At 64.7% G+C, this 22,435-nt stretch carries 12 protein-coding genes; all 12 read right to left on the bottom strand.

What is annotated here, in order from left to right; genetic code table 11:
• Positions 1 to 207: 207 nt before the first annotated feature.
• Positions 208 to 1,269 carry a substrate-binding domain-containing protein gene (locus BV071_RS24850; protein ID WP_265594842.1) on the bottom strand — a complete coding sequence of 354 codons (1,062 nt, stop codon included), beginning with the start codon at positions 1,267 to 1,269 and terminating at the stop codon, positions 208 to 210.
• Positions 1,270 to 1,347: 78 nt separating this feature from the next.
• A complete protein-coding gene (locus tag BV071_RS24845; protein ID WP_035612898.1) occupies positions 1,348 to 1,821 on the bottom strand; it encodes a hypothetical protein in 474 nt (157 codons plus the stop codon).
• A 328-nt stretch (positions 1,822 to 2,149) separates the two neighbouring features.
• On the bottom strand, positions 2,150 to 3,343 hold the full coding sequence (locus tag BV071_RS24840) for a hypothetical protein (protein ID WP_035612895.1): 1,194 nt from the start codon (positions 3,341 to 3,343) through the stop codon (positions 2,150 to 2,152).
• 66 nt (positions 3,344 to 3,409) lie between these two features.
• A complete protein-coding gene (locus BV071_RS24835) occupies positions 3,410 to 4,198 on the bottom strand; it encodes a PEP-CTERM sorting domain-containing protein (RefSeq protein WP_265594841.1) in 789 nt (262 codons plus the stop codon).
• A gap of 156 nt (positions 4,199 to 4,354) precedes the next feature.
• Positions 4,355 to 5,437 (bottom strand): hypothetical protein, encoded by a 1,083-nt coding sequence (locus BV071_RS24830; RefSeq protein ID WP_035612889.1) that lies wholly within the window; start codon positions 5,435 to 5,437, stop codon positions 4,355 to 4,357.
• A gap of 675 nt (positions 5,438 to 6,112) precedes the next feature.
• Complete coding sequence (locus BV071_RS24825; protein WP_081886221.1) at positions 6,113 to 17,350, bottom strand: filamentous haemagglutinin family protein; 11,238 nt, start codon at positions 17,348 to 17,350, stop codon at positions 6,113 to 6,115.
• Positions 17,351 to 17,368: 18 nt separating this feature from the next.
• Entirely contained in the window at positions 17,369 to 18,253 is an 885-nt protein-coding gene (locus BV071_RS24820) for a peptidylprolyl isomerase (protein WP_052573865.1), read from the bottom strand.
• A 116-nt stretch (positions 18,254 to 18,369) separates the two neighbouring features.
• Positions 18,370 to 19,029 (bottom strand): hypothetical protein, encoded by a 660-nt coding sequence (locus BV071_RS24815; protein ID WP_035612884.1) that lies wholly within the window; start codon positions 19,027 to 19,029, stop codon positions 18,370 to 18,372.
• A gap of 5 nt (positions 19,030 to 19,034) precedes the next feature.
• Positions 19,035 to 20,882: a putative porin gene (locus tag BV071_RS24810; RefSeq protein WP_035612881.1), complete on the bottom strand. Its 1,848-nt coding sequence runs from the start codon at positions 20,880 to 20,882 to the stop codon at positions 19,035 to 19,037.
• Positions 20,883 to 20,901: 19 nt separating this feature from the next.
• Positions 20,902 to 21,567: a hypothetical protein gene (locus BV071_RS24805; protein ID WP_052573863.1), complete on the bottom strand. Its 666-nt coding sequence runs from the start codon at positions 21,565 to 21,567 to the stop codon at positions 20,902 to 20,904.
• Positions 21,568 to 21,572: 5 nt separating this feature from the next.
• Positions 21,573 to 21,986, bottom strand: coding sequence for a biopolymer transporter ExbD (locus tag BV071_RS24800; protein ID WP_035612878.1), 414 nt, complete (start codon positions 21,984 to 21,986; stop codon positions 21,573 to 21,575).
• A gap of 22 nt (positions 21,987 to 22,008) precedes the next feature.
• Positions 22,009 to 22,410 carry a biopolymer transporter ExbD gene (locus BV071_RS24795; protein WP_035612875.1) on the bottom strand — a complete coding sequence of 134 codons (402 nt, stop codon included), beginning with the start codon at positions 22,408 to 22,410 and terminating at the stop codon, positions 22,009 to 22,011.
• Between the last annotated feature and the right edge of the window lie 25 nt (positions 22,411 to 22,435).

Here is a 22,435-nt window from a genome sequence, read left to right as displayed (position 1 = left end):
GCCTCCGCGCTCCCGGGAAGAGCCGTGCGTGAGGCGTGGCTTTGGTGGCGGGTTCGCCTGACCGTCCAAGCCGGGCGGGCGCCACGGCGGTCCCAGGGGGCCGTGCGTCACCTGAGTATCGCATCAACCCGAGGGCTTGGGGATAACGACCGCTCTTCCCTTACTTCGTCCGCCTGAAGAGCGGGACGGCCTGTTAGGATCACTGCCTTAGATCTTCGCGACGGAGGCACCTTTTACCATGGTGGGCTCGATCCAGGAGTTGCCGCCGGGGTTGCGGTCGCCGGCGGTGATGCGTTCGAGGCGGCGCATGACGAGTTTCGCGACGGCGGCGGGATCGGCACGGTAGCCGGTGATCTCCGGTATGAGGTAGTCGAGGAAGGGTTCCCAGGCGAGGGTGATGAGGCTGAGATGCTGGGGCACGCGGATGCCTTGGCTGGCGAGCCAGGTCAACGCGGTCGCGGCCTGGCGGGGACGCGTGGCAATGATGGCACTGGGCGGCGACTTCGTCTGCAAGGCACGCGCCAGCACGCGGCCGATGCCAATGGCAGTGCCGTTCTCGACTTGCACGCTGGCTTCGAAGCCGGACTCGCCGAGCTCCATCACGCCGCGCACGGCGGCTTCCACACCCTTGAGCGGATCCGCGGGAGAAAGCACCACGACGCGCCGGTGGCCCATGCGCCACAGATAGCCTGCGGCATGGCGGGCGGTGGCATGCCAGTCGACATCGAGGTGCGGCAGCTCGATACCCGGGTGCGGATAGCCGCGGAGCAGACAGGGAACTTGCTGCCGCATGAACCACTCCTGCACCGCCGCCGAGGAGCGGAGCAGGATCCACGCGCTGCAGGGCACTTCCTCTAACAGGGTCTCCAAGCGGTTGGCCGGATTGCGCTGCTCATACCAGGCGGGCGAGATGACTTCCAGCGAGCCGCCCTTGTCGCCCAGCACGCGACGGATCCCATCGATCTCGAACAGGGTGGGCTGGGGCAATTGCTCAAGCTGGCGGTGGACCAGGAGGCCGATGCGAAGCGCCGCGGTTTCCTCACGCTTGCCAACCGTACCGGTGATGCGTCTGCGGCTGCCGGTGCCGGCGGGCTCAAGCACGCCCTCGCGCTCGAGTTGCTGGAGCGCCAGGCGGATCGTGTCGCGGCCGACTTGCAGGATCTCAGCGAGGCGGCGCTCACCAGGCAGACGTGCGCCCCATTCGCCGGCCTCGAGGCGCAGCTTCATCACCCGCACGCAATCGGCGACAAGATTGCCGCGCGCGGGCATGGGGGCATCCGACATAGCGGCACTCTGGCCGAGGCAGGCGCCAAAGCAAGTCCACACTGGTGGGGAGAACCTACCAGTCTACTCGCCGCGCCCTTCGATCTGGGAGCGGCGCAGGAATTCCGACCAGGCCTGCCAGCCGAAAAGGGTGCGGAAGCGCTCCTCTGCGGAGGGCTGGGCGAGCTTCCAGCGCCGTTGATACTCGGGATCGGTTTCCTCCAGTTCGCCGACTCCCGCTTCCTTCTCGAAGGCATCGCGAATGCGCTGAATCACCTCCGCAGGAACCTGCGGGGAATTGGCCAGCAACTCCTGGTCACTGAAGTGATAGACCAAGGGATAGACGGGGGGAAGTTCCGGAGCCGGGGGCTCGGGAGCGGCGGTAGCTTCGGCTGAGGCGACGCTGCGGTCATTGGGAACTTCATCCGGCGCGCCTGCCCCAGCTTGGGATGAGGGTCCGTGACGGTTGACCAAATGACCCGGGCTTTCCGATGGGTGCGCTCCTGGCGACTCGTGCAAGACCACCACACCCCGGGTGGCCGACTTCGCTTCCCGCATGGGCGCTGGCAAGGGCCCTCCTACTTGTCCCCGATTTACGGGATTTGCAGTAGTTCCAGGGTCAGCCACCGGCACATGGGATGCCGCGGATGAATCCTCGCGGGATGAAACCCGGGATGAGGCGGAAGCGGGAACCCTCCCTTCCGAGGCGCGTCCCGGTGATGCGCTGCCGGGCTGTGGCCGGAGCGCGACGGCGAGCAAGCCGCCCACCCCGAGAAGGGGTAGCAGCATCCGCAAGGAAACCAGCCGCCGGTGACGCATGACTCTTAATAAAGAGGCGGTGCCCCCGGAGACCCCGGAAGCACCGCCGATAAGATCGGGAAACCGATTAGTCGTTGAGGTCGATCAGACCGCCTTCAGAACCGCGCTGGACGTTCATGGTGTCCAGCTTGATGCCGGCTTCGCCCGGATTTTCGGTCATTTCAGTAGCGAGCGCGTCAGCGATGTCGGTGACGGTGGCCGCGGCGCCGTTGCGGACGAAGAGGTGCTCATAGCCCCACACGGTGTACTTGCCGTAACGGACGTTGTCGGCAGTGTAGGGAACACCGTTCCACTTCAGCGCCTGGGCACCGCTGGCGATCGCCGGGGCAGCGTCAGCCACACCGAGCATGCCGATGGCGTAGCCAACGGTGGGGCCGAAGTCATCGTCCGAGAGCCAGGTTGCTTGGTTCACGGCGCTGGTGCCCGCATTGCTGGCGGTGGCGCTGAACAGGTTGGTGCCCGGGGTGTAGCTGTATTGGAGCACGTTGGCAGTGGCGCCCTTGCCCATTTCGGCAAGCATGGTCAGGCGGGTGCCCGAGTCATTGTTGCGGCCGAAGGCGAAGACTTCCTTGCCAGGGTTGGCAGCGGCTGGAGGAGTCGGCTTGTTGTCAGCCTTGTCGCCCGTGAAGAGCGAAAGCGAGACGCGACCGGCACCCCAGAGGAGCTGGGCCTGCAGCGGAGTGATGTTGTCGAAGCCGACGTGATTGACACCGGCGGTCTCCGAGTTATCGGAAGCGACGAAGAGGAAGGGGATCACGGCCACGCGGCGATCATAGTCGAGCACCGGGGTGGTGAAGGTGGTCGAGTTCTGGAACACGTCGGACATGCCGAGGTCCGCGGCGTGGGCGGCGGCGGTTTCCGCGCTGGCGGTGGCACCCGTGTAGCTGTAGGCAGGGTAGATGCCGGTGCGGGTCACCTCAGTGAGGGTAGCGCCGGGCAGGAAGGTGTTGTTGACCGAAGCCGGGGCAGTCAGGCCGGAGATACCGCCGACGGAACCGGACCAAGCGCACTTGATGACGGTGTCCACGCCGTTGATCTTGCCGCTGAACACGGTCTTGGATGCATCGCGCATGCCTTCCGTGCCGGGGGTGGCGTAGCACACGTTGCACTTGTTACCACCGGCCGTCATGAGCGAGAAGACGGCATCGTGGAAAGCGGTGCGGAACGCGGTGGAGCCGGCCACGTAGATGGTATCGGCTTGGGAGGTGGAGGCCAGAGCAAGGCCGAGGGCCGCGGCGGCGATGGTGTTACGGATGGTCATGAGTCGGTTTGGTAGATTGTGGAACTTGGTAGTAGCTGGGTCGTAGTCAGGGTCGGGGTCTGCGGATCAGGCACCGCGGCGGCGGCGACGGAAGGCAAGCAGGCTGGTGCCGAGGGCACCGAGGATGGCGGTGGAGGGCTCGGGAACGAAGTTCACCACGCCGGTAGGACTGATGGTGAAGGAACCTTCGTAGCTGCCAGCGGAACCGCTATTCACGCGGAACAGGCTGAGACGCTGATCGAGCGTGCCTTCGATGTTAGAGAAGGCGCCGAAGTCCTGGCTGCCGGACGTGTAGGCCGGATTACCGCCAGTGGCGAGGAACTCGCGCCAGTCGTTGGCGAGGCCTTCACCCATGAATGCGGCACGCGCGCTATTCGCGGTGGGATCCATGGTCTTGAACATGTCCTGGGCGGTGGACATGTTGGTGGAGACCGTCAGGCGGGCGGAGGAACCGGCGACAACCCAACCGGTGCCGGGGACGCCCGGAGTGTTTTGCGGGCGGGAGGCATAGAGCGTTCCCGCATCGTCACCGGCGACGGTGATCGAGTTGGAAGGCGTGCCGGCGACACCCCAGAGGATGTCGGTGCGGGCGGCCCAGCCGGCTCCGAAGAGCGACGAAAGGTCCGCCGAGATATTGCCAAGATTCAAGTCGCCGGAAACGCTGGCATCGCGGAAGGCAGAAGCTTGGCCGACATTCACCACGTAGGTGGTGCCGAAGCCCTGGCTACCGGTGGTGGTAGCGCGGAAGCTCATGATCAGATCGCCCGCGGCATAGGTCACGGCGGCATTCGCCGAGGCCATGCCCAAGAGGCCAGCGGCAAGGGCGAGGAGGGAGTAGTTTCGCATGGATTTCATGTGATATGGTTCGGTGGCAGCATCACGGTCACGCCGACCTGATTGTGGGAGGTGAACCGAGACTAACCGGAACCATCAAAGCTGCGGCTGCATGTCCCCCAAGGGGAAGTGGGCGACAGAATCGCCACGCGGCATGCAGGCCGCTAGAACGTCTTGTCAGGGAGTGACGCGGAGACGGAGGAAGTGGCGCGCTTGGCCAGTGGGCGGCGTATAGGTCACCGATGTCGGGGTGATCACGACGTTCGCGGGAGTAGCGGGGCCCCAGCTCACCAGATCGGTGGAGACCTCCACTCCGAAGCTGGATACAGTGCGGTCGCTGGCGCGCGGCCAGGTCACGCTACCACCGATCATGGGCGGATTGGCGGTGAAGGTGGAACCATTCTGGCCCATGAAGAACTCGATGCCGTTGTCCACGCCATCGTTATCGAAGTCGAGGTTGTGGGCCTGGCCGCCGGCATTGGTCGCAGCCCAGGTGGCGTAGGTGGTGCCCGCTGCGGCAGGCGGGGTGAAGGTCACGGTGCCGGCGGCATCGATCGAGAAGGTGCCTTCAAAGGAACCAGCGGCGCTGCCGGTCACGCGGAAGAGGCTGAGGGTGACATTGGCCAAACCTTCGGAGCCGACGACAGCGCTGGAGCCTTCAATGTTCGCGAAGGCGCCGAAGTCCTTGCCACCGGTGGTGTAGGTGCCCGAGCCATCTGGAGCCATGAACTGGCGCCAAGAAGCACCATCGGTGGTGCCTTGGATAATCGCCTTGGTGCTATTGGCGGTGGTGGCCGAGTAGGTTTTGAAACCGTCCTGAAGGTTGGTCATCGTGGTGGCCACGGTCAGACGGGTGGACGAACCGGACACCTGCCAGCCGGTTCCGGGAACGCCGGGAGCGGTCTGCTGGCGCGAAGCGTAGAGGGTCGGGACCGTGTCGCCATTGACGTCCGCGTTGTTGGACGGCGTGCCGGCGACACCCCACTGGAGGTCAGTGCGGCTGCGCCAGTTTGCACCGTAGAGTGCCTTGAGATCTTCACCGATGTCGCCGATGGCAGTCAGCGTGATCGGGCTGGTGGCATCGCGGAAGGCGGCGGCGGAACCGATATTCACCAGCAGCACGCTGGTATCACCCGGCTGTTCGGTGGCCCGGAAGCCCATGAACAAATCACCGGTGGTGTAGGTCGGAGCCGCAGCAAAAAGAGCTGCGGGAAGGAATGCGCCAAGGGCGGCTAGCAATGAGGGGAAGGTGCGGGTCATGGGTATCATGGAGAGTGCGGTGGCGGGATTCGCCATCACCTTTGGAACGCGATTCGCGGGCTTGGAAGGGGTACATTCTGACGCATTCGTCACACGGGGAGCGCCGCAGTTAGGAATCAGGTTTCAAAAACGACACGAATGTTTACGGAACTACTATTAGTCACGTAGTAGTTATACCGTGACGGATTCAGACCAAGGTGACGCCTCCGTCACAAACGAGTGACCGGAGCGGGGCGACAGGTTTCAAAAACGTCACATGAGACGCAGCCAGAGGCGAAAAGGACTCACCGGGAGTGGTGCTTCTTGAAGGGACGGCTTTGCGAGCGGGCGACGCGGGCCAGCAGGCAGGGTGGCTTCGCGATGACCTTGCGGCGGAGAGCCCGCGAGAGGCCCGGCGCTGGCGGCGCGCATGGGCCGCTTCATTCCCATCGAGCGAGCGAGCCGCAAGATGCACTCGAAAGCTGGGGATGACCCCAGCAGTCCGAAAGCCTGCGGCGGTCATCGGGGTGCACGCATGGATAGAAGAATGCGGGTCCTCAACTGCATTGGCCTTGAAGCGGACGGAGCTGCCCTGACGACCCAAATTTCCCGAGGGCCTTGCGTGTGGATCCGCTGCAAGAACTGCTTCGTCCGCCTGAAGGCGGGACTACCTACCCTTGAAGCCGGGCCGCCCTCTTATTGGGTCGGAGCAGTCCCCTCCCCTTCCTGCTGCGCTTTGTCCTTATCCTTGTCTTTATCTTTGTCCTCCTCGTCGGTGGCGCCACCGTAGCCGATGACTTCCGCAGTGATGAGAGACGGGGACTCGACGGCCTGCTCACCGGTGGCTGCCTTCTCCGCGGCACCCTGATTGCTGTTGGTGGCGGCAGTCGTGGCGGCGGAGGTATTCGAGGCGGAGGTGATACTGGCCACGGAGGGCGCGGCGACGCCGCTGGGTGCGGCACCGGCGGCGCTGCCACCCACGGAGATGTTCGAGGCATTCACCACCACGGCGGCGGCAATGTTCAGGTTGCCCGAGACGCGAATACCGGCATCGCCTGCATCGATGGTTCCTTCCGGAGCGACGAGATCGACATCGGCCGGATCCACACCGGCGACCGTGGTGAGCACGCCGATACCACCACCGGTGGCAAGACCTGCAAGGTCGGTGCGGACATCGGCGCTCTGCGGGTCGATCAGCACGCGGGTCGGCGGGGCGGATTGGACCGTCTTGGAAGACGAACCAGCGGCGATATTGCCGCGGGTGGACCAGATGATTTCATCCCCGCCGCGCAGCGTGAAGATACGCGAGATGCCGAGGTCGACGTTCTTGTCGGTGAAGACATTGATCGCGCCGCCGGACTCCGTGATGATGCCCGGAGGTGCCAGGATATTCGACTGCTGGGTGGTGGCCAGGGTGAGCGAGCCGCCTGGCAGCAGCAGCGAGATACCGCCGCCATTGCGGGTGCGGATGTCGCGCGAGTGGGTATCGATGTTACCGCTCCAGTCCGTGCCGGGGAAGAGCGTGGCCACCGCGTCCTTGCCGGCATCGTAGTTGCCGAAGCCCGGGCTATCCGGATCGTTGTGATTGCGGCCGGCATCGCGCAGGACGAAGAAGAAGATCTTGAGGGCCACCTGGGCCTGTTCTTCGTCGCTCAGCGCGTCGAACTCCGCTTGGGTGATATCGAGCTCCTTGAGGTGGTCGGTGCCGCCGTCGCTCTTCACATACTTGGCAATGAAGGCAGGGAAGTCGGCCTTCGAGTCATCAAGCGAGGAAGCCACGCCGATGCCCGCGGCAGCCAGGATCTCCGCGCCATCGAAGGGCAGTGCCGGATTGCGGCCATTGCCGATGCTGGTGATGCCGGTGCCGGTGCCGTCGGCGTTATTGCCGCCGATGCCGAGGTCGAGATTACGGCCGGCCAGAATCTGAATTGAGCCCGGGCCGGAGACCTGGATGTCGCCTGCCTGCGGGGCCGAGCCTAGCGAGACGATATTGCCCGCGGAAGCCGCCACGCTGCGGGCGGGCGAGGTGCTATCGTAGAGGATGATGTCGCGGCCCGCGGCGATCACACTGGTGTCCTTCGCACCGAGCTGCTGCACGTAGAAGGACACGTCGCGGATGTCGTTTCCGGCGAGGATGCTAACGCTCTTGGGCGAATAGAGCGTGAGGCCGTGGATGTCTCCCGTCTCTGCGTAGATGCGGACGGGGTCCGTATCACCGGCGTGAAGCAGGCCGGGGGCGTGCAGGAATTGCTTCTCCGACAGCGTGCCATTCGTGGAACCGGTCTCCGTGAAGAGGCGGTCGAGCGTGAGGAAGGTGCTCGTCTGGGTGACGCGGGTGGTGCCGGAGGTGAAGCCGAAGAGGGTCTGGTTCGCCAGCGGATTGACGATGCCGGGGACGGAGGCTGGATCGGCGTCCGAGACATTGATGCGGCTGTCATCCCAGATATTCACCAGTGGGCCGGTGCCGCCGAGCTGGCTGCGGCCGGCGATCGTGAAGCCTTGTACGGATCCCGCGGCCAAGACCGAAAGGCCACCGCGCGGTGCCGGCGAGAGGGTGATATTGCCATGCATGTTCACATCCCCGGTGAAGGACACCAGATCCATGTGAGCCGGACGCAGGCTGAAATTCGTGGCGAAGGGAGCCACGCTGCTCTCGGTGAGGCGCAGCCAAGGCTGCAGGAAGGAGGAGGAGCTCGAGCTCAGCAGTTGCTGGGTGGTGATCCACACGTGCAGCGCGGAGTTCGACGGGTAGTTCGTCTGCGTGGCACCCGGCGCGTAGGCGATCGAGTCGCGCATGTTCACCGATCCGCCGAGCGAGGACACGCTGAGGGCGCTGTCCGGGCCGTAGGTGGAGAACCAGGTCTTGTACCACATCGAGTTGTTGTAGCCCTGGGGCAGCAGAAAGGGATTCGCCACCGGGCCTAACAGGACATCGCCGGCGGCCTGCACATCGAAGTCGCCCTTGCCAAGGAACAAGGTGGTCGGCAGCCAGGTGGCGGAATCCGCCACTACGTTCGGCGTGCGCAGGATCGTCAGCGTGGGCGAGCGTGTCGCATTCGTGGTGATCGAGCCGCCAGCATTGAGCGAGCCGTGGCCGCGTTCGACGTAATAGACGCCGCCATCGATATTGCGGCCGGAGCTGACCGTCACATCGCCGCCGCCGAGTTCGATTAGCTTGGAGGCATCCGGACGGCCCTTCGGCATGCGCGCATTGGTCGGCGCGGCGGCATCGACGTTGGTCACGTCGCGGCCGGCATCGAGCAGGACATTGCCGCCGCCCAGGGCGCCGACGCCTTCGAAGAAGTTGGTGAAGTCGACCCACCAGGTGGTGGAAGCCTTATCGAGGAAGAAGGCGGTGGCGAACTCGCCGGTGGCCGGATCGACCGCGGAGCGGCGGTAGAGCCAGTTGTTCGGCAGCTGGCGCTCGGAGTCGGCGATGAGCTGGTTCGCGCTGTTGCGGGTCAGGTGGATGATGTCGTTGCCCGCGGAGATGCTGACATTGCCGCCGCCGGAGCTGTATTGCACCGGTGCGGGTGTCGGCTGCTGCGGGATGCCGAGCGAGCCGGACTGCGAATTGGTGATCGAAGGAGTGGGCGTGTCGAAAGTGCCGCCCATCAGCGGATCGGCCACCTTGGTGCCAGCGGTGTAGATGGTGGCGAACTGGTTGAGCAGTTGGACGTCGCCGCCCGCGACCACATCGATATCGCCACCGCCGGTGCGGATGACCTGATAGAGGCCGGTGGAGGAGGTGGCGCTGAGCAGAGCGGAGGTCAGCGCGTTGTTGCCGCCGGTGGTGGTCGCGGCGAAGCCGTTCTTGCCGAGCTTGATCGAGCCGGGAGCACTGCCGATCGCGCTATCGTCCGCCATGCGGACTTCGTTCACGCGACGGACATCGGAAGCCGAGAAGTCTGCGCCAGCGACCAGACGGTAGGACCATGCCTGCACGTTGTCGCCGAGCAGCTCGTTGCGGTCGAGCAGGCCGGAGGTGTAGGTGGGGCTGGTGAAGCCGTCGCTGAGGGTATTGTAAAAGACCAGATTCCCCGCGGCGCGCAGGGTGAGGATACCCGGCACTTGCTCCGCTCCGAAGCGGAAGCTGGCTAGGTTCCAGTCGCCGGCATTCGAGCTGGTGGTGGAACCGCCCAAGGTCAGGTCACCGGTGGTATTAATGATCTCGGCGCCCGGGCGCACGGTGAGGAGGGAGCCCAAGGCCGTGTTACCGGCGAGGATGCGGTCCTCGATGCTACCGGCATGATCGATGAAGGCGGCGGCCTCCGTCTTGACCGTGTTCTGCACGGTGCTGGTGATGGTACCGCTGCCGGTGAGATCGTAGGTGGCGTAGCCTTCCGCGATGATGTGCGAGGCGCCATTGATGGTGGAAGCAAGGCTGCCGATCGCGAGGTCCGCATTGCCGAGGCGCGGGGCGCGTAGATTCAGCACGCCGCTGTAGTGCCCCTTCGCGGCATCCAAGGCAGAGCCTTGAGAGGAGGCCACGCTCAGGTCGATGATCGAGCCTTGCTCAAGCTGGAGCTGACCACCGGAGACCCCGCGGGTTTCCAGTGCGACCGAGCCGCCCTTGCCCGCCGAGTCGAAGTCCTGGCCGGAGGCATTGAGCTTCGCGCCGGAGGCCAGCGTGAGGTTACGTGCCGCCACCAGGCGCACCGCTCCACCGGTTTCGCCGGAAGCATTGATGGTGCCAGTGACCAGGATCGAACCGGCATCCGCGGAGAGGCTGTAGCTGTGGGCATTCGCCACGCCATCGAGCGCGACATCACCACTGCGAACGCGGTAGGAACGCGCGAGATCGAAGGATGCGGCATTAAGCTTCGCATCCAGCGCAGCGGTGGAGGCGAGCGAGCCGGCATCGAGGTTGAAGCTGCCACCGCTTTCGGTCGGAGCGTGGCCCGCCTTGAGCGTGCCGTTGAGGGCGATCGATCCGCTCACCGCCGAGACGCTGAGTTCCCCGGCATCACCGCCACCGCCACCGCTTGGCGCGGAGACGTCGAGCACGCCGCTGCTGCCGAGAGTCACATTGCCGTGGTCCGAGGTCAGCGAGATACGGCCGCCGTTGCTGTAGCGCATCTGATCGCGGAAGCGCCGAGCCAGGCCTGCCGTCTCAATGGAAGAGTTGACCGTGAGATCGCCGCTGGTCGCGCGCAGGACCACCTCGCCACTGGGGAGGGCGATCCGGGTGCCGACATTCACGCTGGCACCGGTGAAGCTGAGCGAGGAACCGAGGCCCGCGCCGCTGACCGCCCCGGTGGAGCTGCCATTGCCCGTCAGAGAGAGCGCGCCGTTGGCAGTCACGCCATACTTCACGGCATTCGACGCCATCACCAGCGGTGTTTCGAGCGTCAGCTTGCCGGTCGTGCTGAGGTTGCCATTGGCTACCGCCTGCACGCTCTTGGCGGCTTCCAGCGTGGTGTCAGCAAAGCCGCGGATCGCCAGATTGCCGGAACCGAGCTGAATGGTATCAGCCTGGAACTTCAGCGAGCCGGCATCGGCCGGAGCGGGATTCACCAGGGTGGCACCGGCTTGGCCGCCAAGCAGCACACGCCCGGCATTCACCGTGACGCTGCCAGTGCCGACACCCACGCCGCGGATCTCCGCCGCGCGCAGGGTGAGCGAATCGATCAGCGGCTTGCCGGCACCATCCACTCCGCCGAGCGTGCCCGCACCAAGCAGGTCGATGGACGAGTAGCTCGCGAGCGAGAAGTCCGAGGCCGCGGCGAAGGACTGCAAGGCCGCATTGGTCAGCAGCAGACCGGCATTCGGGCCGGGAACCACGGCCGGATCGAGACCCAGGCTGACGTGGCCGCTGGAGAGCGAAAGCGCGTCCGCCCGCAGGACCGCGGTGGGATCGAGCAAGGTCGAGCCAGTCGAGTCAAGGGTCACGGAGGCACCCTTCACCGAAGCACCGGCACCAAGCGAAAGCGAGACGCTGTCACCCGGCGTGACGCCGTGGCGGATCAGGCCGGAGCCGGTATTGGCAGTCACGCGGACCAGCGCGCCATTACCACTGCCCGCGGTGGCATCGGTGCCGATGATCAGTGCATCGCCGCCGCTGGCGGAAGCGCCCGTCTGCTCAAGCGTGGCACCGTTGGCGAGAGTGACGCTGCTCTTCGCAACGAGGATGATTTCGCGGCCGGACAAAGTATCGCTGCCATTGTCGAGCGTGACGTGACCGGTGCTCACCGCAACCACACTGCCATCCGCAGTCGTCGTGCGGGTGCCGCCGATCAGGAGGCTGGCCGCGCCGAAGCTGGTCAAGAGGCTGGAGTCCAGCACCAGCGCATCGGCCGGACCGGCCGAGCTGCCGTCGTTGATGAAGATGTCGCTAGCGCTGCTGATGTCGACCAGGCCGCCGCGGAAGTTGGCATCGCCGGAGGAGGTCACACTGCCGGAGAGCGCCATCTGGCGGGTGGCGGCCAGCACCAGCTGACCGGCATCGCCCGGCAGGCGCAGGCTGCCCTTGCCAGCGAAGAAGGTATTCGCGGAGAGGCGGGTGTATTCCGCCCGCTTGGCAATCGTCGCGGGCGAGGCCACTTCAAAGCGGGTGGCAAGCTGCGGGACCTCGTAGCCCGCCTGCATGCCATTGAAGCGGTAGCCCCCAACGACGGAGGAACCGTCCGGACGGGAGACGCGGCCGATGGCGCTGCCGGAAAGCGGCGTCACCAGATAGGCACCCGGCAACAGCGCATAGCGCGCGGGCAAGAGGGTGTAGACCCCTGCGGCCAGACCACCACCGCCATCGAGGCGCACCTGGTCGCCGACTTGGAGCGTGGAATTCACATAGCCCGTAGTCCCGGCAGAAACTCCGAAGGGCGCATAGGGCGCGAACTCCGAGCCATAGCCCGGCACAACTGCAAAGGCTCCACTCGAAGCGAGGATATCATTGGTTCCCCCCAGGCCGCTGATCCAGCGATAGGCCATGAGATCACCGCCACCGCGGACATCAATCACCGTGCCGTTCTCCGTGATCACCGATGCACCGGCCACCTGCAGCGATTTCTGCGGCAGGCCGGAGCTGGTGATATCCGTGCCGGAGGGATCGAGCCAGGTGCTGCCATCCGTGCTGTAGCCGTAGGGAATCGTGATGCCCTTGCCGGTGATCGGATCGATGGCGGACACGGAGGTCACACTCTTCGAGCCAAGCACGACCTCGCTGCTTTGCGCGAAGTTGCCGCCCGTCAGAACATTGGCCGGAGCGGTGCCCGTGCCATCCCAGCCGAGGCGGATGGTGCCGAAGGGCGCGCGCAGCACGCCATTCTGGTGAATCACCGATGCATAGACCGAAAGCGAGCCACCGGCGGAGAGCGGCAGGCTGCGCTTGCCGGAGCCCGCGATCGTGATGGAGCCCTGGTGATTCGTGCCACCCGCCGAGTAGTCGAAAGCGGCTAGCGTGAAATTCAGCCCGGTGGGCGGGTAGATCTGTCCAGCGGTGAGCGTGAGATCACCGGCAATTTCCAGCGCGCCGCTGCCGCGGATATCGCCATTCGTGGCGGTGAGGCCCGCCTTGCCGATTCCCCCCAAGGCCAGATAGCCGACGTCGATCAGGCCAGCGGAAACGTCGAGCGTGCCGGTGCCATAGCTCGGTGCCAGAGTGACCGGGGTCTCCGCGCTATCGGCGAAGCGGAAGGCCTCCAGCTCCGCGGGAGTCATCGGCACTTGGAAGTTCGAACCGAGCACCACGTGGGATGCGGTGAGACTCACCGCGCCATCGGCATGCAAGTTTGCGCCACTGCCGCGGGTCGATCCGGTGCCCACCGTGATGCGGCCGGGAGCCTGAACCGATACCGGGCCACTGAAAGTGACGTTGCCCAACAGATCTAGGTTGGCGAAGCCGCCGCGCATGAAGTCATCGGTCGAGAAACGACCGCCACCGGTGATCCCGGAAGTATCCGTGCCCGGGATCGCGCCAATGCCGCTGAGGCCGGTCGGGATCACCGTGCCGGAGCCGGTGACGTAAAGAGTCGTATCAAAGGGCGAGACCGGAGCGCCGCCCACATAGAAGCGGCTGGAAGAAACCTGGAGCGTGCCCCCCGTGGCAGTGCTGCCGCCCGCCGCGCCGCGCAGCGTGGCATCGGTGAAGAGCATCTCCGCGCCCGCGAGCTTGATCGTGCCGCCATCGCTGGCGACCTCCACAGGGCGAACCTTGCGCGAGTAAGGCGCGGTGGTGGTACCGCTGGCACCGCTTTGCAGATCCGCCAGCGACTTGCCGGATTCACCGGCCACCAGGTCGAGCACGCCCTTGGTACCGGAGACATCCAGCACCGCACCCGCCGCGGCGAGGATATTGCCGGAGACGCTGATATTCCCGCCGTCCAGCACCGCACCGCGGCGGTTCCCGAAGGCGTCGGGTATGAGAAGTGTCGTACCGGAGGCATCGATCACCGCGCTGGAGCCGATCCACACGGTGCTGGCGGCGTTCTGGCCTTCCTCCGGACCGGCCAGGCGCTTGCCGCCGGCGATCGTGATATTTCCCCCGGCGCTGCGCAGGGTACCCTGCACGCTCACGGTGTCACCTTTCAGCGTGATGCTCCCGGCAGGGCCGGCATTGAGCTGCGCCCCGGCATCCACCACCACGTCGCCGCGGTTCATGAAGACGCTGGTCGGCGCGGGACCACGCAGGCCCGTGCCGGTGAAGGACAGGCTCACCGGGCTCCGCAAACCTTCCGGTCGGACGATGGTGTCCACGCTCAGCGAGTCGCCAGTCAGATTCGCCAGCAAGCTGGAGACCACCGGAGCCACAGACGTGCCCGAGGTGATGTGCACCGCGGCGAGATCGGTGCGGCCGATGCCGCTGATATCGAAGGACGAGAAGCCACCCTGATTGAAGAATTCCTGGCCGAGCAGCAGCACACGTGGATCGCTGCTGCTACCGCCGACCTGCACCGCCTGGGCCTGGAGCGCAAGCGTGCCGCCCTTCGCACCGGAGTAGCCCTTCAAGGTGGAGCCGAGCACCAGATTGCCACCGACCAGGGAAGGCACGGTGGAATCATTGCCCGCGAGGATCGAAAGCTTGCCCGCATTCCCGTAGCTGATGGCACCGCGCTCGCTGACCCGCAGGCCGCCCGAGACATCGATCGTCGAGCCCGCGGCAAGATCCGCGGACAGGGACTTGATGCTGATATTGCCAGCGGCCGTCACCAGCGGGCTGGTCAGCGCACCGGCGGAGAGCGGACGATCATCCACGATGTAACCGGCGGTGCTGAGCGACGCGCCCGCAGCCAGATTGAAATGCCCGCGGGCCGGATCGGCATCCGGCAGGGTCGAGCCCAAAGCGAGGTAGGGCGAGATATTGCGCGTGGTGAAGGACAGCGAGCCACCCGCCGCACTGAGCGAGCCGGCAATATCGATGTTCGCGGCATCGATGCTGATCGAGCCCTTCGGCGCGGCATTCAGGGAGACTCCTTTCTCGACGACGACATTGCCGTCCGAGTTCACGATCGAGAGCGAACCGAAGCCACCGGCGGAAAGCACATCGCCGCGCAGCACCACCTCCCCTACCCGCTCGGTGGGCAGGGCGACCGGATTGCCGTCCGCGCCATACTGCGTGTCCAGTATTTGCGTCGCACTGGCGGTGTCCGAGAAGCGGATCAGCGGGGCGTGCGGCGAATACTGAGTGATATTCGCACCGACCAGGCGCTCGGCGGTGAAATTCAGGCTGAGCTGCGAGGCAGTCGGCAAGTTCGTGCGTTGGCGGGCACCCGCATAGACGGAACCGGCGAGCTTGCCATCCAGCGCCATCGAGGGCGCGGTGATATCCAGACTGCCGCCATTTCCACCCTGGGTGTAGGCTTCCTGATAACGGGAGCCATTCAGCGGGATCGGATTGGTGTAGTTCTGTGTGACGTTCCACTTGCCATCCACCACCGTATTCCCACCGCCATACACGCCGTCGTAGGCGCGGTCGGGGGTGGCATTCGCCAAGTCGATTATCTTGCCATCCGCCACCAGGCGGGTCGTCTGGACCATGCCCGCGGCGTAGTTCACCCAGCCGCCGGACACATCGATCACGGCGTCCTTGTTCATGGTCACGCCGCCACCGGCATTCAGCTTCACCGTGCCGCCCGCAGTGGTGAGTTGCCCCACCGTGCGCTGCACCAAATTCGCATAGCCGGAGACATCCGCCAGCGGCGTGCCGATCCAGGTCTCGCCATTGTAGGTGCCGGTCTGGGTGATATCGACGTAGATGGTCTGGCCGCGAAGCGGGCCATCGCGCAGCAGTGGCGAGTCCGCCAACTCAGTGCCGCGCAGCTCGACGCGGACAATGTTCGACGAAGCCGCCGCGGTGACACCCTTCGCGCCGGAGACATCGATCGTCGCGCCCTTGTCGAGATCGATCCGGCCGCTGTCGTGGACGAAGCGATGGGTCGAGATACCAGAAGCCTGCGTCGCCGGTTGCACGAACCATGTGCCCGCATCCACCTTCACATCGCCGCTGGTGGCTACCAGCAGGGAGTCGTCATCGAAATGGACGTTCTGGCCGAGGATATTGACCTGCGACTTTAGCGCCAGGCTGCTGCCGATCACCGTTTCGGCGCTCGCCAGCTCCGGCAGGATCTGGGTCACGCTGCCATCACCGAGCGTCACATTGCCGGTGTAGCGGGTCAGGAAAATCGGGCCCTTCGAGGGGTTTGCGGCATCGTAGGCGATATTGCCCACCGCTCCATATTCCGCGCGCAGGTCGATGCGACCATTCAGCGACACCGAGGTGCTGCTGTTGATCACGCCCATCTGCTTGACCGTCTTGCCGGTCATGGTGACGTTGGCACGCGCGGCATCGATGATGCCGTTGTTCGTTACCGTGCCCGCGTAAGCGGTGAGGACCGAAGCGGGATCAACCACCGCACCGACGTAAGTATCCAGGCCACGCAGCGAAGGATCCGAGCTGGCATGAGCATCGAAGCCGACCTGCAGGCCTGCGGCGAGAATCGTCTGGCCATCGGCGCTGCTGATCGTGCCGTTGTTCACCACATTTGCACCGACGAGCGCGATGCGCCCGCCGACCTTGGCAGCGGTGCTCGGCGCGGTGAGCCGGGCGCCGGCCTCCACGATCACATCGCCCACGCGGGTATTCGCCGGCAGACCCGGATCGAAGGCGGGCATGCCATCGTCACCCGCGGGCATCGACAGCGCGGAGAAGAGGAACTGCTGGTCCGGATTGCTGAGCAGGCCGCGATCGATCAGGTTCGTATTGATCGGCAGGGCCGAGGCCACCAGCGTGTGGACGTTCACCTGCGAACTCCCGCCGAAGACGATCCCGTTGCGGTTGAGAATGTAGACCTGCCCCGGGGCCTCGATCCTGCCGAGGATCTGCGTGGGATTGGCCAGCGGATCATTGACCTGGTTAAAGGCGATCCATTGGCCGACGTTCGAGCCACCAGCGCTTTGGTCGAAGGTCAGCGTGGTGTTCTTACCGACGTTAAAGGTCTCCCAGTTCAGCAGCGCCTGCTGGGCAGTCTGCTTGATGGTGACATTGACGGCTCCACCCGTATTCGTGGTCTGCGTCGGAAGCTCCGCCCCTTTCCAGAAAGCCGAGTTCGCGGCGGTGACCCGCGGGTCCACCTTCAGGCCGCCGGTGCCGAGGCCATCCGGCACATCGGGAAGCACGGAGCCGCCACCGGATGGATTGGTATTCGCGTGGTTGCCGTTGGCGAGATTGCGCGCGGCAAGCTGCATCGCCTGCGCCGACTGGATCGCCATCGCGGTGCGCGCCAGCGAGTCGCGTGTGGTGCCACCGGTCGGCACCACCGGTGGTGGCGTGGTGCCCACCGGATTGGTCGCACCGGCAGGCGCGCCAGTCGGGCGACCGCCACGCAGGATATCCCCGGCATGCGCCTGTTGGGCCACGATCAAGCTGATCTCGCCCAGGATGAAAAGGGCGGTGCCGGCTGCTCGGGAGGACAGTCGCAAGGATGACGGGGATCGCATGGGGTGCGGGGTGCTGGGTTACTTGCCCTTCTTGTCGGAAAGGACTTTGGGAAGCTCGATCTCGTTGATAACGACCGGATGGTCACGTAACAGTTTCGCCACATACTCCTGGCTCGCTGCCTGAGCGCGTTGCTCACGAAGGCGTTCCGTCAATCTGGGCTTCACCTCCTCGTACGTAAGTTTCCGGGGTTCTTCGCGGTCGAGGACCTTCACGAAGTGCCAGCCGTCCTTCAGCTCGATGGCGGCGGTCACGCCCCCCTTGTTCACCTTCGCGACGGCATTGCGGATGCCTTCCTCTACCAGATTTTCTTCGAGCCAGCCGATCTCGCCGCCCTTACCGGCGCTGCTCGCTTCCTCGCTATGGGCGCGGGCGATCGCGGAGAAGTCAGCGCCTGGTGCGGCAAGCTTCTTCTTCACCTCGGCCACTTCCGCATCCTTGGCGGCCTTGTCCTTCGCGTCCGCGGAAGCCGCGATGTAGACTTGGGCGAGCTTCAGGCGGCGCTGGACGTTGAGCGCATCACCGGCGGCATCGTAGGCACTCTTCAGGACCTCCTCGGAAGGAAAGTCCGAAGGAGCTTCGGATACGGAGCGCAGGTAGCTATCGGCGATGATGCTGGCGCGCTGGCGCTCGATCTTCGCGGCAACATCCGGACGATCCGCCCACTTCTTGTCCTCCGCCTCGCGGAGAACCAGGCGCTGGACCAAGAGGGTGCGGACCGCTTCGGTTAGAATCGAGGGTTGCTTCGCGGCGGCTTCGGCCTGGGCGGGATCCAGCCCAGCGAGCCAAGCGCGGATGTCCTCGGCATAGACCTCGGACTCGCCGACCTTGGCGACGACGGTCTTACCGGCTTGAGCGAAGAGCGAAGAGCTCAGGGCGAAGAGAAACAGGAAAGGGTAACGCATGATCTGAATAAATAAGGCAGGGGCCGCGCTCCGGGCACTCGGGCCCGGGGCGAGCGGAACTTGGTTTCTTGAACTGGTGGGCTGGCGGTCGGCCGGGAGGAGCCGCCACTTCGCACTTACTGCTTCTTGGCGGTCTTCTCGGCCGGCTTTTCCGCGGGGATGCGGGCATCCTCGATCTGGTCGCGGTAGTCCTGGACCTGCTTTTCGAGACGGGCCTTGGCGATGCCGGTGAAGGGCTCGCGGGCCTTGAGGGAATCCCCGACCCCGAAGCTGCGGTAGCGGTCGAGCACTTCCATGGCGGTGCGGTAGAGTTCCAGGTTCTGGGCCTTGTGGTCGCGGACCTTGGCGCTTAGCACCGCCTTCTCATCCGCCAGCTTGGCGCGCTCGGTTTCCTTTGTTTGCGCGACTTGGGCGGCTTTTGCGTAGCCTTCCTTCCACTTGGCGAGAGCTTCGTTGAGCTGCTTCACCGTGGTGCCGAGGTCATCGTTCATGACCGTCAGTTCTTCGATCTTCTTGCGCGAGCTCGCTTGATCCTCGGCCGACTGCTTGGACAGGGAATCGACCTTCTTGGTCAGTTCGGCGACCTTGGCCTCGGCAGCCGTCTTGGCCGCCTGCTCGGTGGCCAGATCGGTCTGTGCGGTGCGGAGCTGGAGCATGTTGCTCTTGAGCGCCTCGCGCAGCTTGGCATTCGCGGCGGCCTGCGGGTCGGCTTCTTCCGCGCCATGCACGGCTACCGCCAGCGAGAGGAAGGAAAGGACAGTAAGGATACGGGACATGGCGGTTAGAACTTCGCGTTGACGTCGAATTGGAGGATATCGCTCTTGAGCGTGGGCCCGGCGATTTCGCTGGCGCTCATCCAGCGCGCACCGAGGCGCACGGAGGGCGAGAGCGCGTAATTGCCGCCGATGGTGAAGCCCTTCATGTTGGTGCCACCACCGCCGAAGTCGGAATCGGTGAAGCCGTCCACCACGGAGTCGGACTCGACATAGCGGTAGCCGAGGAAGGTATTCCAGTTGCCGCACTCATCGAGCGCCGCATCACCGGCCATCAGGTTGAGGAACCAGGCCATGTCGCCGCCCTCGAAGGCACCGGTGCCACCGATCGCGGCGGGACCGCGGTTATTCACCGCCACGGCAGCGATATCCGCCTCATTGAAGGCGATGTTCTTGATCACCTCACCGGTCAGCGACAGGCGGAAGGGCTCATAGCCATCGTAGTCCAGGCGTCCGGTCGCGGTGATATTGCGGAAGGGCGTGGCCAGACCGAAGTATTGCCACTGGTTGGTGGTGCCGAAACCATTGCTCGCATCCGGGATGATATTGCGCAGGGTCATGTAGGTATTCCCTTTCTGCGCGAAGGAAGGACGGGTGCCGTCGGTATTGCCGGCGTCATTGGCGGTGAGCGGCACGAAGGGCGTGGACTTCTCGCCGTCGATGCCCCGGAAGTCATAGTAGGCGATCGCGAACTTGGCGTTGAGGTCCTCCTTGATCTTCCACTCTGCACCGAGCTGGGCGGCATAGAGCCACTTGTCCGTGCTCTCGAACTTCGCCGGATTGTTCGTCCCGAAGTTCAGGTCGGTATTGAAGACTGGGAAGGCCCCGCCGGAGCCAAAGACCTTGAAGGTATCGTTGACCTTGTGGCTGCCGCGCAGGGCCAAGCCGTCCAGGCCGATATCATCATCCCACATCACCTCGGAGGAGAAGAAGGGGTTGTTGAAGCGGCCGAGGTCGACATTCAGGTCCGTGCCATCTCCGAGGGACTTGCCGAAATTGTAGGAGATGAAGGCGCGATCGAGCCAGAGCTGGTATTTCGAGAACTGGCCGCCATTCGTGCCGAAGGACTGATTGGTCGAGACCGGCGAGTTGCTATCGCCCGTCGCCACGCGGAAGCCGCCGGTGAAGCCATCTTCCATCGCGATCGAGGCACCCGCGCGGAAGCGGAAGCGCACGCGGTTGCGGTCTTGGTCGACGTTGAGCTGCGGCGAGAACTGCGTGCCGGAGACATCGAAGGGTGCGCCGGTATTGATCGCGTTGAAATTCGGGAAGGCCCCGGTATTGTCGTTGCCGTCCGGGAAAAAGATCCCCTCGTAGCGGGTGCGGAAGTCACCGAAGACGACGAACTTGTTCACCCAATCCGGCGTCGGATTCTTCTCGCGCCAGGCGTGCTCGCGGGAATCCGCTTCCAGCTCGGCCTTAATCTCGGCAGCCATCTGCTGGCGCACCGGCTGCGGCACGTAGGCCACCGAGACATCGCCTTCCTGTGCCGGCGGCGCTGAGGCATCGGCGATCGCCACGCGCATGGCCTCATCGCGCATGCGGGCCGCTTCGGCATCGGCCTTGGCCATCTTGATCAAGTCACCGGCATCCTCTTGGCTCAGCACACCGCGCTTCACCAGGCGGTTGATCAGGTTGACCGTGACGTTCTGTGAAATGCCACCGGCAGCCAGAGCCGCGGCGGGATCCACGCCTTCGCCCACGGGAGGGACTGGGTCTGTTAGAACAGGGAGGCCTGCGCCAGATTCATCGGGAACGGCAGGCGGCGGCGTCTCTTGCGCAAAGAGAGCACCGGCCTGCAGCGAAAGGGCGGCAAGGGTAGCAAAGGACAGGATATCCTGGCGAGTCGGGGACATGGAATGGCTGATGGGAGAGTCAATTCACCTTGCGACCCGCCACCCGCATCTGCACGGGCATGGGCATATCGGAAGGCAAGGCTTCGGGAAACTGGAGGCCGATGAGCGTGGCAGGCACCGACTCATCGACGCCGGAGCCACCGAGGGTGCCCACGGCCTTCGCCTTGGTGATGCGGCCGGAGGAGTCTACCCAGAGGGCGACCTTGCCGCTGAAGACGGCACTCTTGGTCTTGGGATTGCGGCGCAATTCGCCGGCAACGGTGTTCTGGATCATCAGCGCCTGGCGACCGAAGCGGCTACCGCCCTGCCCGCCGATGCTTCCGCGGCCATTCCCACCGCCATTGCCTTTGCCGCCCACGCCATAGCCATTGTCCGGACCATTGCCGGGGGCCATGTTAGTGCCGAGCTGCGGCGGCTCATCCACCGGACCGGGATCCGGCGGAGTTTCTTCGACCGGTGCTTGCTCGACCATCTCCGGCTTCTGCTCTTCCGGCGGCGGGGGCTCTTCCTTCGGTGGCGGCGGCGGGATCACCACCGGTGGTGGTGGTGGCAAGGAGACTTCAACGACGACAGGCGCTGCCTTCTTCTTGGCAACGGTGGTCTTGCCGCCGCAACCCGTGAGGGTGGATGCGGCGGCAATGGCAAGCGCGGCGAGGCCGCTGGTGATAAGTTTCGCTTGGGCCATGGCGGTTATTTTTCCGGTGGTTTGGTCGCGAGACCGATCTTGGTGATCTTCAGACGGCCCAGCAGGTCGAGCACGTCCATGATGGTTTGATACTGCGTTTGGCGGTCGCCGCGGACCACCGCGGGGACTTCAGCGGAAGCGGTGCGGGCGGCAGCGAGCTTGGTCTCAAGCTGGGCAAAGGAGACGTCCTCGCCGTTGAGTTTGATCTTGCCGCTGTTGTCGATGACGATGGCCTGCAGCTTCGGCGCGTTTGGATTCGGCTTCGACACCGAGTTCTTGCTGGGGCGCGGCAGATCCACTTTCATGCCCTTCACCGCGGCGGTGGTCATGATGATGAAGATCAAGAGCAGCACGAGGTAGAGGTCCACCATCGGCGTGACATTGATGTCGTCGAAGTTCTTGTCGTCGGCGGAAGCCATGATGGTCGAAATTTGAGGTGGCTTACTTGCTGGCGGTCGCCATCCCGATGTTGTCGATACCCGCGCGGCCGAGGGCATCGAGCACGTCCATGATCCCCTGGTATTGGCTGCGGCTGTCACCGCGCACCACCACCAGCAGGTTCTTCTTCTTCGCCTTCAGAGCACCCAGTTTGGATTCGAGTTCGGCGGTGGTGACCGGGATCGTATTCAGAAAGATCTTGCCCTGATTGCTCACGGTGACGGCCTGCATGCCCGGCACCCCGAGCTCCTGGACCGAATTCTTGTTGGCCTTCGGAAGATTCACCTTCGTGCCCTGCACCCCCGCCGTGGTCATGATGATGAAGATCAAGAGCAGCACCAGGTAGAGGTCCACCATCGGTGTGACGTTGATGTCGTCGTAGCTCTTGTCGTCGGCGGAGGCCATGGGAGTCGGTAGTCGGGAAGCGGAA

This window comes from Haloferula sp. BvORR071, from assembly GCF_000739615.1.
Classification (GTDB): Bacteria; Verrucomicrobiota; Verrucomicrobiia; order Verrucomicrobiales; family Akkermansiaceae; genus Haloferula.
Note: the sequence above shows the minus strand (reverse complement) of the source record. Positions and strands in the feature narration are given on the sequence as shown.